General features: G+C 70.9%; 14 protein-coding genes. 7 read left to right on the top strand and 7 right to left on the bottom strand.

Translation table 11 applies throughout. The features are described 5' to 3' along the window. Positions 1-47: 47 nt before the first annotated feature. From ACWCSV_RS27170 to ACWCSV_RS27155, 4 genes are all read right to left on the bottom strand, one after another. Positions 48-638: a malonic semialdehyde reductase gene (locus ACWCSV_RS27170; RefSeq protein ID WP_451146528.1), complete on the bottom strand. Its 591-nt coding sequence runs from the start codon at positions 636-638 to the stop codon at positions 48-50. A gap of 175 nt (positions 639-813) precedes the next feature. After that, complete coding sequence (locus ACWCSV_RS27165) at positions 814-1,056, bottom strand: exodeoxyribonuclease VII small subunit (protein WP_451146526.1); 243 nt, start codon at positions 1,054-1,056, stop codon at positions 814-816. 76 nt (positions 1,057-1,132) lie between these two features. Further along, positions 1,133-2,344: an exodeoxyribonuclease VII large subunit gene (xseA, locus tag ACWCSV_RS27160; protein ID WP_451146524.1), complete on the bottom strand. Its 1,212-nt coding sequence runs from the start codon at positions 2,342-2,344 to the stop codon at positions 1,133-1,135. 107 nt (positions 2,345-2,451) lie between these two features. Next, positions 2,452-3,852 carry an APC family permease gene (locus tag ACWCSV_RS27155; RefSeq protein ID WP_451146522.1) on the bottom strand — a complete coding sequence of 467 codons (1,401 nt, stop codon included), beginning with the start codon at positions 3,850-3,852 and terminating at the stop codon, positions 2,452-2,454. Between the two features lie 121 nt (positions 3,853-3,973). Here ACWCSV_RS27155 and ACWCSV_RS27150 point away from each other — a divergent pair, with 121 nt between their 5' ends. Next, positions 3,974-4,963: a 4-hydroxy-3-methylbut-2-enyl diphosphate reductase gene (locus tag ACWCSV_RS27150; protein WP_451146520.1), complete on the top strand. Its 990-nt coding sequence runs from the start codon at positions 3,974-3,976 to the stop codon at positions 4,961-4,963. Between the two features lie 113 nt (positions 4,964-5,076). After that, positions 5,077-5,820, top strand: a complete 744-nt coding sequence (ppgK, locus tag ACWCSV_RS27145) for a polyphosphate--glucose phosphotransferase (RefSeq protein ID WP_451146518.1) — start codon at positions 5,077-5,079, stop codon at positions 5,818-5,820. A 55-nt stretch (positions 5,821-5,875) separates the two neighbouring features. On the opposite strand, the gene ACWCSV_RS27140 is transcribed toward ppgK, so the two are convergent. After that, a complete protein-coding gene (locus ACWCSV_RS27140) occupies positions 5,876-6,670 on the bottom strand; it encodes a DUF6542 domain-containing protein (RefSeq protein WP_451146516.1) in 795 nt (264 codons plus the stop codon). A gap of 286 nt (positions 6,671-6,956) precedes the next feature. Here ACWCSV_RS27140 and ychF point away from each other — a divergent pair, with 286 nt between their 5' ends. Next, positions 6,957-8,045: a redox-regulated ATPase YchF gene (ychF, locus tag ACWCSV_RS27135; protein WP_386887593.1), complete on the top strand. Its 1,089-nt coding sequence runs from the start codon at positions 6,957-6,959 to the stop codon at positions 8,043-8,045. Positions 8,046-8,154: 109 nt separating this feature from the next. Here the strand turns inward: ychF and ACWCSV_RS27130 are convergent, their stop codons facing one another. Both ACWCSV_RS27130 and ACWCSV_RS27125 read right to left on the bottom strand, forming a co-directional pair. Beyond that, the gene (locus ACWCSV_RS27130; RefSeq protein ID WP_451146514.1) at positions 8,155-9,273 is read right to left on the bottom strand and encodes a tyrosine-type recombinase/integrase; all 1,119 of its coding nucleotides are present in this window, start codon (positions 9,271-9,273) and stop codon (positions 8,155-8,157) included. Between the two features lie 24 nt (positions 9,274-9,297). Beyond that, positions 9,298-9,798 (bottom strand): helix-turn-helix transcriptional regulator, encoded by a 501-nt coding sequence (locus ACWCSV_RS27125; protein WP_451146512.1) that lies wholly within the window; start codon positions 9,796-9,798, stop codon positions 9,298-9,300. A gap of 120 nt (positions 9,799-9,918) precedes the next feature. Here ACWCSV_RS27125 and ACWCSV_RS27120 point away from each other — a divergent pair, with 120 nt between their 5' ends. The 4 genes from ACWCSV_RS27120 to ACWCSV_RS27105 all read left to right on the top strand — a co-directional run bounded on the left by ACWCSV_RS27120 (position 9,919) and on the right by ACWCSV_RS27105 (position 14,251). Next, positions 9,919-10,113 carry a helix-turn-helix transcriptional regulator gene (locus tag ACWCSV_RS27120; RefSeq protein WP_451146510.1) on the top strand — a complete coding sequence of 65 codons (195 nt, stop codon included), beginning with the start codon at positions 9,919-9,921 and terminating at the stop codon, positions 10,111-10,113. Positions 10,114-10,256: 143 nt separating this feature from the next. Next, positions 10,257-11,681 (top strand): DUF3631 domain-containing protein, encoded by a 1,425-nt coding sequence (locus ACWCSV_RS27115; protein WP_451146508.1) that lies wholly within the window; start codon positions 10,257-10,259, stop codon positions 11,679-11,681. Between the two features lie 313 nt (positions 11,682-11,994). Then, positions 11,995-12,564 (top strand): hypothetical protein, encoded by a 570-nt coding sequence (locus ACWCSV_RS27110; protein ID WP_451146649.1) that lies wholly within the window; start codon positions 11,995-11,997, stop codon positions 12,562-12,564. Next, positions 12,554-14,251: a relaxase/mobilization nuclease domain-containing protein gene (locus ACWCSV_RS27105; RefSeq protein ID WP_451146506.1), complete on the top strand. Its 1,698-nt coding sequence runs from the start codon at positions 12,554-12,556 to the stop codon at positions 14,249-14,251. The genes ACWCSV_RS27110 and ACWCSV_RS27105 overlap by 11 nt, the downstream gene beginning before the upstream one ends. Positions 14,252-14,276: the final 25 nt, after the last annotated feature.

The raw sequence follows: 14,276 nt of genomic DNA, 5'->3' as shown, positions 1-14,276 counted from the left end.
GAACACCTCAGGTGTTCCGGGCTTCTCGACGTCTGTGACCGGACGGGTCAGACGGTGGTGACGACCTCGTCGTACGACAGGCGCGGCAGGCGCGGGAACCAGGCGTCCTCGCCCGGCTTGCCGATGTTGACGACCATGAGCAGCTTGTGGTCGGCGTCCAGGAACTCCTTCTCGATGCCCGCGGCGTCGAAGCCGGTCATCGGGCCGGCGGCCAGGCCGGCGGCGCGGACGCCGACGATGAAGTAGGCGGCCTGGAGGGCGGCGTTCAGGGCGGCCGACTGCTCGCGGACCGGGCGCTCGGAGAAGAACGCGTCCTTGGCCTGCGGGAAGTGCGGCATGAGCGCCGGGAGCTCCTCGTGGAACTCGTTGTCCGCGGCGAGGATCGCGACCAGCGGCGCGGTGGAGGTCTTCGGGCGGTTGCCCTCGGCCATGTGCTCGACGAGGCGGGCGCGGCCCTCCTCGGAGCGGACCAGGACGACGCGCAGCGGCGACTGGTTGAAGGCGGTGGGGCCGTACTTGACCAGCTCGTAGATCGCCTGGATCTGCTCGTCGGTCACCGGCTCGTCGGAGAAGGTGTTGGCGGTGCGGGCCTCGGTGAAGAGGAGGGCCTGCGCGGCGGGGTCAAGGGCGAGAGACATACGCGTTCTACCTTCTGGGCGTCCGGGAATGAGCGACGGAGTCACCGTAGCCGAGGGGTAGATTAACTTTCAACTAAATCGGGCGAGGCGTGATCCACGCCATACGCCCGGTGGGGCGATCACTCGGTCTGCACACCGGTCACCGCGGCGGTCCCGGAGCCGGGCGGCGCGCCGGTCACTCCGCCGGCGTGCCGTCCTCCGGTCCGGCCAGGGCCGCGTCGAGGCGGGCACGGGCGCCCTCCAGCCAGCGGCGGCACACCTTCGCCAGCTCCTCGCCGCGCTCCCAGAGCGCCAGCGACTCCTCCAGCGTGGTGCCGCCCGCTTCCAGCCGGCGCACGACCTCGATCAGCTCGTCGCGCGCCTGCTCGTAACCGAGCGTGCCGGTCGCACCGGCGGTGGTCGTCCCGTCGTCCGTCATGCCGCCCACTCTATGTGCGCCCACCGACAGCGGTCCCGGCCACGGCCCCCGGGCCGGCCGGAGTGCCGGAGGCGGCTCACCCCTCCACCCGTACCGCGAACTCGCCCTCCGACACCCGCGCCCGCAGCACCTCACCGGCGGCGCCGGCCTCCTCGGGGGAGCGCACCACATGACCGTCCGCCCGCTGGAGCACCGCGTAACCGCGCTCCAGGGTCGCCGCCGGGGAGAGCGACACCACCCGGGCCAGGGTGTGCGCGATCTCCGAGTCGGCCCGGTCCAGCAGGTGCCCCAGCACCCGGCGGCTGCGCCCGGTCAGCGCGTCCACCTCGGCGGCCCGCTCGTCCACCAGCCGGTGCGGACGCTCCATCGCCGGCCGGCCGAGCGCGTGCGCGAGCCCCCGCTCCTCGCGCTCCAGCAGCCCGCGTACGGTCCGCAGCGCCCGGTCCCGCAGCTGCTGGACCCGGTCCAGCTCCTCGCCCACGTCCGGTACGACCTTCTTCGCCGCGTCCGTGGGCGTGGACGCGCGCAGGTCCGCGACCAGGTCCAGCAGCGGGGAGTCCGGCTCGTGCCCGATCGCGGACACCACCGGCGTACGGCAGGCGGCGACGGCCCGGATCAGCGCCTCGTCCGAGAACGGCAGCAGGTCCTCCACACTGCCGCCGCCGCGCGCGACGACGATCACGTCGACCTCGGGCACCGCGTCCAGCTCCTGGACGGCCTGGACCACCTGGCTGACCGCGTGGACGCCCTGCACGGCGGTGTTGCGCACCTCGAACCGGACCGCGGGCCAGCGGCGCCGCGCGTTCTCCAGCACGTCGCGCTCGGCGGCCGACGCCCGCCCGCAGACCAGCCCGATCAGCTGCGGAAGGAACGGCAGCGGCCTCTTCCGGTCCAGCGCGAAGAGCCCCTCCGAGGCGAGCGCCTTCTTCAGCTGCTCCAGCCGGACCAGCAGCTCACCGATGCCGACCGGGCGTATCTCCGTCGCCCGCAGCGAGAGCTGCCCACGCGGCGCGTACCACTCCGGCTTCGCCAGGACCACGACCCGCGCGCCCTCCGTCACCACGTCCGCGATCCGGTCGAAGACCTGCCGGAAACAGGTCACGCTCACCGAGATGTCGTGCGCCGGGTCACGCAGGGTCAGGAAGACGACGCCCGCGCCCGGCCGCCGCGAGAGCTGCGTGATCTGTCCCTCGACCCAGATCGCGCCGAGCCGGTCGATCCAGCCGCCGATGAGCCGGGACACCTCACCGACGGGCAGCGGCGCTTCCGCGGACGTGTTGAGAGCCATACGGGCGAGCGTAGCCGCCACCGCCGACACCGGGCCCGTTCACGCACCGCGACCGTGCGGGTACGAGAGCGCACTCCCGCACCGCGCCCGTCCAGGTAAGCGCCCGTTCAGGTCCCGGGCCGGGTACCCCCGCCCCGGCCCATGGTCTCCGCGTCGCCACCGGGGCGCCGGCCGCCCTGCACCGCCACCACCACGAGCCCCACCGCGAACCAGCAGGCACCCACCACCTGCGCGCTCGTCGTCGCCTCCACGATCACCGCCACCAGCGCCGCGGCACCCAGTACCGGCACCACCAGATGGCGCCACCAGCTCGGCTCGCCCTCCATCCGGCGGACCACGAACCAGCCGACCACCGACGCGTGCAGCAGCACGAAAGCGGTCAGCGCGCCGATGTTCACCACGGACACCAGGTGGTCCAGCCCGTCGTCGCGCCGGGCCGCCCAGACCGCCGCCACCAGCGTCACGACCGCCGCACAGAGCACCGCGACCCTCGGCACCCCCGACTTCGGGTCGATCCGCGCCAGGAGCGACGGCAGCCGCCGTTCCCGCGCCATCGCGAACACCAGCCTCCCGGCCGCCGCCTGCCCCGCCAGCGCCGCGAACGCCGCCCCGACCGCCTTGCTCGCCGCCACCAGGTCGTGCAGCCAGGTGCCGACCGAGGCGTCCACCGCGTCGTAGAACGCAGACCCCTGCGCCGCCGGATCGGCCGCCAGCTCCGCCGAGGAGACCGGCTCCAGCAGCGCCGCCAGATACGACTGCACCACGAAGAGCGCCCCCGCCATCACCAGGCAGAACAGCACCGCCCGCGCGACCTTCGCGGACCCGCCCGTCACCTCCTCGGCGAACGAGGCGATGGCGTCGAACCCCAGATAGGAGAGGACCGCCACCGACACCGCCCCGATCACCGCCGCCGTCGAGAACCCGGAGTCACCGGTCAGCGGCGTCAGCCAGCCGCGCTGCGCACCGTCCCGCGCCAGCACCACCACCGCCGACACCACGAACACCAGCAGCACCGCGATCTCCAGCGCGAGCACCGCGAAACCGACCCGCGCCGCGGCCCGTACCCCCCACAGGTTGAGCGCCGTGGTCAGCACCACCGCGATGGCCGTCCACACCCACCGCGAGACCTCCGGGACCAGCGCGTTCATCGCGATACCCGAGAAGAGGTAGGCGACCGCGGGGATCAGCAGGTAGTCGAGCATCGCCATCCACCCCGCGATGAACCCGGGCACCTCGCCGAGCCCCTTGCGGGCGTACGTGAACACCGACCCGGCCTTCGGCGCCACCCGCACCATCTGCGCGTAACTGAACGCCGTGAACGCCATCACGACCGTCGCCACGACGTAGACCAGCGCCACCGCGCCGCCCGACTTCGCGTCCAGCGTGCCGAACACGCCCACCGGGGCCATCGGGGCGATGAACAGCAGCCCGTAGACCACCAGGTCCCTGAACCCGAGCGTGCGGCGCAGTCCGCTCCGCGCGCTGCTGCCCGTTTCCGTTCCCGGCATCGGCCCTCCATGGTGTCCGGCCCGGCGGCGGGCCCGCCGGCGCGGGCGGGCTCGTACCCCGGTGATCACGGCCCAGTCTCCCGACCCGGCCGAGCCCGCGCCTGTTCGGTACGGCCTTACGATGGGACGCATGACTGCAACCCCTGCCCGCCGTGTCCTGCTCGCCGCGCCCCGTGGCTACTGCGCGGGCGTGGACCGTGCCGTGATCGCCGTCGAGAAGGCCCTGGAGCAGTACGGGGCCCCGGTCTACGTGCGCCACGAGATCGTGCACAACAAGTACGTCGTGCAGACCCTGGAGAAGAAGGGGGCGATCTTCGTGGAGACCACCGCGGAGGTCCCCGAGGGCTCCATCGTGATGTTCTCCGCGCACGGCGTGGCCCCGACCGTCCACGCCGAGGCCGCCGAGCGACGGCTCGCCACGATCGACGCCACCTGCCCGCTCGTCACCAAGGTCCACAAGGAAGCCGTCCGCTTCGCCAAGGAGGACTACGACATCCTCCTGATCGGCCACGAGGGCCACGAAGAGGTCATCGGCACCAGCGGCGAGGCCCCCGACCACATCACCCTGGTCGACGGCCCCGAGGACGTCGCCAACGTCGAGGTCCGCGACGAGTCGAAGGTCGTCTGGCTCTCCCAGACCACGCTCTCGGTGGACGAGACGATGGAGACGGTCGACGCCCTCAAGAACAAGTTCCCGAACCTGCTCTCCCCGCCGAGCGACGACATCTGCTACGCCACGCAGAACCGCCAGGTCGCCGTGAAGAAGCTGGCCGAGGACGCCGAGCTGGTCATCGTCGTCGGCTCCAAGAACTCCTCCAACTCGATCCGCATGGTCGAGGTCGCCCTGGACGCCGGAGCCCCCGCCGCCCACCTGGTGGACTTCGCCTCCGAGATCGACGAGGCCTGGCTGGAGGGCGTCACCACGGTCGGCCTGACCTCCGGCGCCTCCGTCCCCGACGTCCTCGTCGACGGCGTGCTGGAGTGGCTCGCCGAGCGCGGTTACGCGGACGTCGAGACGGTCAAGACGGCCGAGGAGTCGATCACCTTCTCGCTGCCCAAGGAGCTCCGCCGCGACCTGCGCGCCGAGGCCGCCGCACTCGCCCAGGGGTAACGCTCCACCCACGCTGCCGGCAGGAGCGTTCTCGCACGCGTTCAACAGGAGCGTTCTCGCACGTCCCGCCCGCTCGGGACGTGCGGGACGCCCGCTGCCCTTACCGTGTTCCCATGGAGATCTTCGGCGTGGACATCGGCGGTTCAGGGATCAAGGGCGCTCCCGTGGACCTGGATCGTGGGGACTTGGCGCAGGAGCGCCACAAGGTGCTGACACCGCACCCGGCGGTACCCGACGGCGTGGCCGACTGCGTGGCCGAGGTCGTCGGCCATTTCGACTGGTCCGGGCCGGTCGGCATCACCTTTCCCGGTGTGGTCACCGACGGCGTCACCCGTACCGCCGCCAATGTCGACAAGGGCTGGGTCGACCTGGACGCCCGCGCGCTCCTCTCCGAGCGGCTCGGCTGTCCCGTGACGATCCTCAACGACGCGGACGCGGCGGGCGTCGCCGAGATGACGTTCGGTGCGGGCAAGGGCCGCAAGGGCACGGTCATCACGCTCACCTTCGGCACCGGCATCGGCTCCGCCCTCTTCACCGACGGCCGGCTCGTGCCCAACACCGAGCTGGGCCACCTGGAGCTGAACGGCCACGACGCGGAGAAGCACGCGTCGACCAAGGCCAAGGAGGACAACGACCTGAACTGGGAACACTGGGCGCACCGGGTGCAGAAGTACCTCGCCCACGTGGAGATGCTGTTCTCGCCCGAGCTCTTCATCATCGGCGGCGGAGTGAGCCGCAAGGCGGAGAAGTTCCTGCCGCTCATCAAGCACGTACGGGCGGAGATGGTCCCGGCGCAGCTGCAGAACAACGCCGGCATCGTCGGCGCGGCCATGGCCGCCCGCGCGGCGGGGAAGTAGCGGGACGGACTTGCTACGGGCGGGGCCCGGTCCGCTGCGGGCAGGGCCCCTGTTCCTACGCCTGGGGAGTGCGGCGGGCCGAGCCCTGTCCGACGGGGCCACCGCGCACCCCCGGCGCGGGACGCGCCTTCTCCGGCGCCTTCTCCGGCCGGGGTCGCCTGCCCGGGCGGGGGGCGTCCTCCGGGTGGGGCCGGTCCTCCGGCCGTACGTCGGCGCCCGCGTTCCGCTCCCCGGCCCCCTGCCCGGCCTGCTGTCCGGCCTGCTGTCCGGCTCCGGCCGGCCGGAGCGCCCTGGCGGCGAGCAGCAGCTGTCGCTGCCGCATCTGCCGGACCTTGCGTACGGTCGCGATCACCCCGGCCACCAGCGTGCCCCCGTACAGCCAGCCCGCGTGCACCGCGAGCGCGGTGACCACTGCCATCAGCCGGCCGCCCAGCCCGCCGTCGCCCCCGGCGACCGGCAGCACACCGACGGCGAACGCGATCGGCACGCTGATCGGCGCGGTCACCAGGTCGGCGGGCCGCACCCAGAGCGCGGTGAGCGCGCTGACCGGTACGAACAGAACCCCGTAGACGAGCGTGGACGCGTCGAACAGCAACCACACCAGGCAGGCCAGCACGAACATCGCGGCGGCCGCGAAGAGCCCGGCGCCGATCCCGGTCAGCCGGGGGTTCGGGAATCTGCGCAGCGCCAGCACCACGGGAGGCACGTTCCGCCGCGCGCCGGGCGTACCGACCACCCGGTAAACGGCCGAACTCTCGGCGAGAGGGGCGCCGCCGCCCTGAAGGGCCGGGGCCGCCGAGGGCTCCTGGGGCTTCCTGCGCTGCGGGGGACGAGTCCTGTGCTGCTCCACCTGGACAACGTAGGTCGCGGAACAGGGTGAATCAGGCGTTGGACACGCGCTTTGGCCGAGCTTGGGGCTGCGTTCGACGTCACACGGCCGAATGAGGGCCCTGTTCGGTGTCTTCTCGGCGTGATACGCACCGGGAGGGTCCTCCTGCCGCCCTCCGCGCGCCCCTCCGCCGGACCCGTGACGGCACGGTCGGCCCCGCCCGTAAACTGGAGAATCGGTCCACTGCCGGGCCCGCCCCGGCACGCCCCGCCCCTCCGCCCCGTCCTCACTCCAGGAAGTCGCCAACGTGTCGCTCACGATCGGAATCGTCGGTCTGCCGAATGTCGGCAAGTCGACCCTGTTCAACGCCCTGACCAAGAACGACGTACTGGCGGCCAACTACCCGTTCGCCACCATCGAGCCGAACGTCGGCGTCGTCGGCGTGCCCGACCCCCGGCTGAACACGCTCGCGGGGATCTTCAACTCCCAGAAGATCCTCCCCGCCACGGTCGACTTCGTGGACATCGCCGGGATCGTGCGCGGCGCGAGCGAGGGTGAGGGCCTGGGCAACAAGTTCCTCGCGAACATCCGTGAGTCCGACGCGATCTGTCAGGTCATCCGCGCCTTCAAGGACGAGAACGTCGTCCACGTGGACGGCAAGGTCTCGCCCAAGGACGACATCGAGACGATCAACACCGAGCTGATCCTCGCCGACCTCCAGTCCGTCGAGAAGGCCGTCCCGCGCCTCACCAAGGAGTCCCGCCTCCAGAAGGAGAAGGTCGCCGTCCTGGCCGCGGTCGAGGAGGCCCAGAAGATCCTGGAGTCCGGCCAGACGCTCTTCGCCGCCGGCATCACCGCCGCCACCGAGAAGGGCCGCCTCCTCCACGAGCTGCACCTCCTCACCACCAAGCCGTTCCTCTACGTCTTCAACGTCGACGAGGACGAGCTGGTCGACGAGGACTTCAAGAACGAGCAGCGCGCCCTGGTCGCCCCGGCCGAGGCCATCTTCCTCAACGCCAAGATCGAGTCCGAGCTCATCGAGCTGGACGACGAGGAGGCCCTGGAGCTCCTCCAGTCCATGGGTCAGGAAGAGCCCGGCCTCGCCACCCTCGGCCGCGTCGGCTTCGACACCCTGGGCCTCCAGACCTACCTCACGGCAGGCCCCAAGGAGACCCGTGCCTGGACGATCAAGAAGGGCGCCACGGCCCCCGAGGCGGCCGGTGTGATCCACACCGACTTCCAGAAGGGCTTCATCAAGGCGGAGATCATCTCCTTCGCCGACCTCGTCGAGACCGGTTCCGTCGCCGAAGCCCGCGCGAAGGGCAAGGCCCGCATGGAGGGCAAGGAGTACGTCATGCAGGACGGGGACGTGGTGGAGTTCCGCTTCAACGTCTAATACGTTCGGCGAAAGGCCGTCTGACCTGCGACGGAGTGGGTTGGGCGGCCTTTGCGGTCCGCACGGAGTCCGCAGCGTGCTGGAGGGGTCCGGCACGCGGGGGGAGCAGTTACGCCGCTTCGTCGACCTGTGGCTGAGCCTCGGCGGACTGGTCCGCGTACGCCTTGTCGACGGCGGCCCGGGTCCGCTCCTCGGAGTCGGGCCACAGGTGGGTGTAGATGTTCAGCGTCATGGCCGCGTTGGTGTGGCCGAGGCGCTCGGAGACGGTCTTCACAGACTCGCCGTGCTTGATCAGCAGGCTGGCGTAGTGATGCCGGAGAGCGTGGGGTCCGGTGCCCTTCGCTATGCCGGCCTTCGCGCAGGCGGGCCGCCAGGACCCGTCCATGAAGTGCGTGTAGACCACGGGCCCGCCTTGCGGTGCCGTGAAGATCCAGCTCTCGGGCCCATCGGCGGGGAAGTCCCGCAGGTGGGCCTTCATGGCGTCCACCGCCACGCGGGGGAGCGGGACCGTGCGGTGCGAGCGATCGGTCTTGGGCGGGCAGACGTACACGCCGTGCTTGGCGGTCTGCTGGATCTGCTGCTCGACCGAGACAGTGGCGTGCAACAGGTCCACGTGCCGGAGCTGGAGACCGAAGAGCTCGCCAGGGCGGAGCCCCGTGCATGCGCCCAGCAGAACCAGGCCCTTGTAGCGTCCGGGTATCTCCTCGGCCAGCGTCCGCACCTGCTCGACGGCCAGGGGTACGACCTTTTTCCTCGGGACTGAGGGCAGCTTCGCGTCGGTGCAGGGGTTGTGCGGAATCATGCGGTCGCGGAGTGCTGCCCGGAAGACGGCGTTGACCGTGTTGAAGACGGTGCGGGAGGTGCTCGCGGCGAGCTTGTGGGTGGTCGTGAGGCTGGTGATCCAGCTCTGCACGTCACCGGGTTTGATCGCGCCGAGTGCTCGCTTCTCCCAGACGGGGTAGGCGTAGCACCGTAGGTGCTGGGCTACGGCCTTGGCCGTCGACGGCCGGTGCGGCTGGCTGGCCCGCCACTCCTCCGCGTACTCCTTGAAGGGCTTCTTCGCCGAGCGCGGGTCGACGTACTGCCCGGTGACCACGCTGGTCGTGACTTCATCGAGCCAGCGCTGGGCGTCGATCTTGCGGTCGAAGTGGCGGGCGTGCTCCTTGCCGTCGAGGTCGCGGTAGCGGGCACGCCATTTGCCGTTGGGTCGCTTCTGGATGTTCGCCAAGTGGCTTCTCCTTCGTGCTGGTTGTCAGTAGTGGCCGCCGTCCTCGATGTCGCTGGTGAGGGTGCGAGCGTCCCGCTCGTCGCCCATGAGGCGGAGGCACTGCTCGTTGATCGCGCGTGAGCTGTCGGGGTGGGTCTTGATGTGGTCGGCGACCGCGACCACGGCGCGGTGCAGGCGGTCGCGGGCGTCGCGGGTTTCGTAGAACGCTTCTACGGCTTCCTGGACGAGCCGTCGACTGTCGATGTTGAGCCCTTCCAAGGGCGGTGACATCAGCTCTTCGAGGGGGAGTTCGAAGACGCGGGAGAAGGCGAGCGCCTCATCGAGGTTGATCCGCCGGCGGGGCGAGCCGTTCTCGATGCGCCAGACGGCGGTCTGGTTCATCTTCACGCCGGCTCTGGTCACGCGCTCGGCCAGCTCGGTCGTGCTCCACCCTCTGACCTCGCGCTCCAGGGCCACGCGGCCCGCCACGTTGCCTTCGCTGTAGAGCAGCGGCACTTCGCCACCCTCTGCCTTCTCGCTTGCCATCGAACCTCCGTCGCGACCGTCGCTATCCAAATTGAAACATGGGCTTCCCGTTTTGGCTAACCGCCGATCATGAGGTACTGATTATGCAGATCGAATCACCATCTAGCCGAATGGGAACGCATGCGATACCTGACCACCGCCGAGGTAGCCGAGCGCTACCGCACCGCCGAGAGCACCGTCCGTTACTGGCGCCATCTCGAGAAGGGGCCGCGCGGCATCAAGGTCGGCAAGCGAGTGCTCTACCCCGAGGTCGAACTGCTGCGCTACGAGCGCGCGCTGATCGACGGCGGAGAGGACTGGGGCCTGGCCTCATGAGCCGCCGGCCCGTCCGGACACAGCAAAGGCCCTCGGCGCGCCTACTCCGAGGGCCGGAGATTCCCCTGCACGTCGCCCATCCCTGAACGAACTGGTCGGGGGCGAGGCCTTGCCCGTCTCGCCCCCGCCCGAGAGGAACATCTATGAAGGACTCTACGTCCCCCGCCACCTCGAAGGCATCCGGTGCTGCCTGGCCACCGATCGCGATCCCGGGCCAGGGTCTGCCTCGGAACGGCGAGGAGCGGACGGAACCACGCCCCGACACGGGAGGCGCGACCTCCGATGCTCCGAATCGGAGTACACCCGATCTGCCGGACAGCGCAGGCGATCCTGCTCCAGGCGGATCAGAAGCCCAAGACGGTGGCGGGGCGGCAGGCGAGGGCAGCGGGCTGCTGGACGATCTCCGTACGGCGATCGGTCGGTACGTGGTGCTGCCGAGCGACGAGGCCCTGACCGCCGTCACGCTCTGGGTCGCGGCTTCCCACATCCAGCCCGGCCTCCAGCACGCGCCGCGACTGGCGGTGGTCGGGCCGACCAAGGGGTGCGGCAAGTCCCGTCTCCTGGACGTTCTCTACGAGACCGTCCACCAGCCGATGATGACGGTGAACACCTCCCCGGCGGTTGTCTTCCGCGTCATCGGCAAGAACCCGCCGACGCTGCTGGTGGACGAGGCCGACACCATCTTCGGGCCCAAGGCGGGCGATAAGGAGGACTTGCGCGGCCTGCTGAACGCCGGGCACCAGCGCAACCGGCCGGCCTGGCGGATCTCCGGGCCGGAGCACAAGCCGACCGCGTTCCCCACCTTCGCGATGGCGGCGCTGGCCGGTATCGGCGACCTGCCGGACACGATCATGGACCGCGCGATCGTCATCCGCATGCAGAAGCGGAAGCCGGGCGAGCGGATCACCCCGTTCCGCTCGCGGTACTCCGTGCCGGAACTGCACGCGCTTCGCGACCGGCTGGCCGACTGGCTGGTCCCGCTGCGCGGCACCGTCGCGGGCGCGGTGCCGAAGATGCCCGTCGAGGACCGCGCCGCCGACACATGGGAGCCGCTCGTCATCGTCGCCGATCTTGCCGGTGGGCACTGGCCCGCGCGGGCACGTGCCGCCTGTCTGGCGATGACGCGCAACGAGGTGGCCCAGGACGAGCAGACGACGCTGAAGACGCGGCTGCTGCGTGACATCCGCCGTGTCTTCGACCAGGAGAGCGGCAAGGAGGCACTGCGCAGCCAGGACCTGCTCGCCGTCCTCATCCAGGACGCCGAGGCTCCATGGGCGGAGTACGGCACCAAGGGCCTGAACGCCTACCACCTGGCGAATCTGCTGCGCGATTTCGGTATCAGCCCGGCCAACTACCGTTTCGAGAACGGCAGGCAGGCCAAGGCGTACGCCCGTAACCAGTTCGTGGACGCCTGGGCTCGCTACTGCCCTGGCCCCGGAGAACCGGGTTCCGTAGTTGGAAGGGCCGCGCTCGCGCGGCCGGCCCAGGGCCTGCCGCCTTCCCCTCCGTCCGGGGCGCTTCCCGCCGGCCCGCCGCGCGGGCCCGCAGGCCCCCGGGTCGCTCGCTGACACCAGGTCCGCATCAATCCGTCGCATCCGTCCCCGCGCAGGTCAGCGCGGGGACGGATCTCCTCGCCGTTACGGATCACTCCGTACCTGCGGCCCTCTCCGTACCTGTGCTGACCAGCCACGCGACGGATGCGACGGATGCGACGACACCACCCCTCACGACTGACGGAGCACCACCATGCCCGAATCGAAAGCCGACGACACCACCTCTCGCCGCCGCGGGAAGCTGTTCAGGCTCACCCGACGATCAGCAGCAAGCTGGAGCGAACGAGCCTCTAACGAGGCTTCGTCCGCGCTTGCCCCCGCCCCGGGGGTGGCGGGGGGCAAGGCCGAGCGCCGGGGGGCGCCCGAGCCGGAAGAGGGAGTGGCTGGCAACTCTTGTCGGCCCGCAGCCGACCCCGTTCCTCGCAGTACGCCCGCCGATGTCCCACCGCTCGTCGAGCAGCCCTCTTGGCGGGATCTCGACGCCCCCGCCCTGCCCGCGCAGATGAACCGCAAGCGCACCGTGGAGAAGCGCGACCAGGAGAAGACCATCCGGTTCACGCGCACCGCCGTCCAGTTGATCAGCGCCGCCGCTCACCAGCGCGGTCAGAGGTTCGCCGGATTCGTCGGGGACGCCGCCCTGGCCGTGGCCCAGGGCAAGGCCGGACTGGCCGGCAGCCCGGAGGACGATCCTCTGCGCCCGCTGATCGAAGCGGTCGAGGCGCACACGGTCGCGCTGAACCGCATCGGCGGCAACCTCAACCAGATCACCGCGGCCATCAATCGAGGAACCGTGCCAGAGCGCGCCGAGGCGGTTCTCGACCGCGTCGAGCAAGCGGCACAGAACAGCTTCCGCCTAATCGACCAGCTCCTGGCGGAAGGCATGGTTCATGGTTCCTGACGTCTCCACGGGCTCCGACAGTCGCGGACTGATCGCCTACCTCTTCGGCCCCGGCCGCCGCGACGAGCACACCAACCCCCACATCGTCGCCGCCTGGGACATGGTCGGCGCCCCGGACCCCGGCCGCGACCCGGCAGCCACCTACACCCAGCTCGCCAGGCGACTCGACCATCACGTAGACCTCCGCACCCGCGAGCTGGGCGGCAAGAAGCCGCCACAGCACGTCTGGCACTGCCCGGTCCGCACCGCGCCCGGCGACCGCTACCTCACCGACACCGAGTGGGCCGAGGTCGCCCGCCGCGTCGTGCACGCCACGGGCATCGCCCCCGACGGCGACGAGAAGGCATGCCGATGGATCGCGGTACGCCACGCCGACGACCACATCCACATCATGGCCACCACCGTCCGCGCCGACGGCCGCCGCCCACGCACCCATCAAGGCGGCCGACGTGCCCAAGCCGAGTGCCGCAGGATCGAAGCCGAGTTCGGCTTGCGCCGTCTGAAGTCCGGCGACCTTACGGCCCCCGGCACCCCTACCGGCGCCGAACGCGCCAAGGCCGAGCGCCAGGGCCAGACCGTGACGGCACGGCACTGGCTGCGGGAGCGGGCCTACGCGGTCGCCGCCGCCGTACACACCGAGGCCGACTACTTCACCGTGCTGCAGTCCCTCGGCATCAAGGTCAAGACACGCCTCGGCCCCGAGAGCGGCGACGTGATCGGCTACAGCCTTGCCGCACCCGGCGACACCAACAGCGCCGGCGAACCCGTCTGGTACGGCGGCTCGAAACTCGCCCCCGACCTCTCCATCAACCGCCTCCGCGAGCGTCTCCCCGACCAGGAGGTCGTCGACCGCCCTAGGTTCGCGGCAGATCCCGCCGAGCCCTGGCAGCACACCATCGCAGTGATGCAGACGGCGCACACCGTCCTCGACTCCGACGACGATGCCGCCGCCCAAGCCCACCTCGCCGCCTTCGGCGACGTCCTCTACAACATCGCCACCGCCACACCCGGCCCGCACCGCACGGAGCTGCGCGCAGCCGCCTCGGCCTTCAACCGCGCCCGCCGATCCGCCACCCGCGCCGACCACCAAGCAGCCACCGCACTACGCCAAGCCGCCAAGGAACTCGCCTACACCTCGAACGAACCCGGCGGACTCGCCATCGCCCTGCTCTTCGCCACCGTGCACTTGGCCCGCGCCGCCGCCAAGTGGCACGAGCAGCGCGGCCACCAACAGCAAGCGGCAGCAGCCGACGAAGCCTTCCGCCACCTCCAAGCCGGCTACCAGCAGGCCGCCACACCCGTCCTGGCAGACCTGACCCGGCGCGCCCCACGAGCCGAGACCGCCCGCCGCTTCGAGCAGGACCTGCGTGCGACCCTCCCCGACCACGCCGACCGCATCATGGCCGACCCTTCCTGGCCTGCGCTGACCACGACCCTCGCCCGTGCCGAAGCCGAGGGTCACAATGCCGGCCACCTCCTGGCTGAGGTGGGCACCGAGCGGGAACTCGACAGCGCCGAGCACCCCGCCGAGATCCTGAACTGGCGTGTCACCGCCCAGCCGAATCGACGGATACCCGCGGCTCGCAGCCGAAGCACCTTCAAGCAGGCGTCGTTGGTTCCTTCCGCGCAAGTCACTTCGGCCGCCCCAGTAGCGAGGAGGGCTGAAGACCGCGGTCGACGCCGCTGACGCCGAGCTGATGCCCTCGTCGGCC

It is taken from the genome of Streptomyces sp. NPDC001770, assembly GCF_053596135.1.
Note: the sequence above shows the minus strand (reverse complement) of the source record. Positions and strands in the feature narration are given on the sequence as shown.

Bases quoted from the DNA above. Each gene is read 5' to 3' on its own strand.
- ACWCSV_RS27170 (WP_451146528.1), bottom strand. From the start codon at position 638: ATGTCTCTCGCCCTTGACCCCGCCGCGCAGGCCCTCCTCTTCACCGAG.
- ACWCSV_RS27165 (WP_451146526.1), bottom strand. From the start codon at position 1,056: ATGACGGACGACGGGACGACCACCGCCGGTGCGACCGGCACGCTCGGT.
- xseA (WP_451146524.1), bottom strand. From the start codon at position 2,344: ATGGCTCTCAACACGTCCGCGGAAGCGCCGCTGCCCGTCGGTGAGGTG.
- ACWCSV_RS27155 (WP_451146522.1), bottom strand. From the start codon at position 3,852: ATGCCGGGAACGGAAACGGGCAGCAGCGCGCGGAGCGGACTGCGCCGC.
- ACWCSV_RS27150 (WP_451146520.1), top strand. From the start codon at position 3,974: ATGGGACGCATGACTGCAACCCCTGCCCGCCGTGTCCTGCTCGCCGCG.
- ppgK (WP_451146518.1), top strand. From the start codon at position 5,077: ATGGAGATCTTCGGCGTGGACATCGGCGGTTCAGGGATCAAGGGCGCT.
- ACWCSV_RS27125 (WP_451146512.1), bottom strand. From the start codon at position 9,798: ATGGCAAGCGAGAAGGCAGAGGGTGGCGAAGTGCCGCTGCTCTACAGC.
- ACWCSV_RS27120 (WP_451146510.1), top strand. From the start codon at position 9,919: ATGCGATACCTGACCACCGCCGAGGTAGCCGAGCGCTACCGCACCGCC.
- ACWCSV_RS27115 (WP_451146508.1), top strand. From the start codon at position 10,257: ATGAAGGACTCTACGTCCCCCGCCACCTCGAAGGCATCCGGTGCTGCC.
- ACWCSV_RS27105 (WP_451146506.1), top strand. From the start codon at position 12,554: ATGGTTCCTGACGTCTCCACGGGCTCCGACAGTCGCGGACTGATCGCC.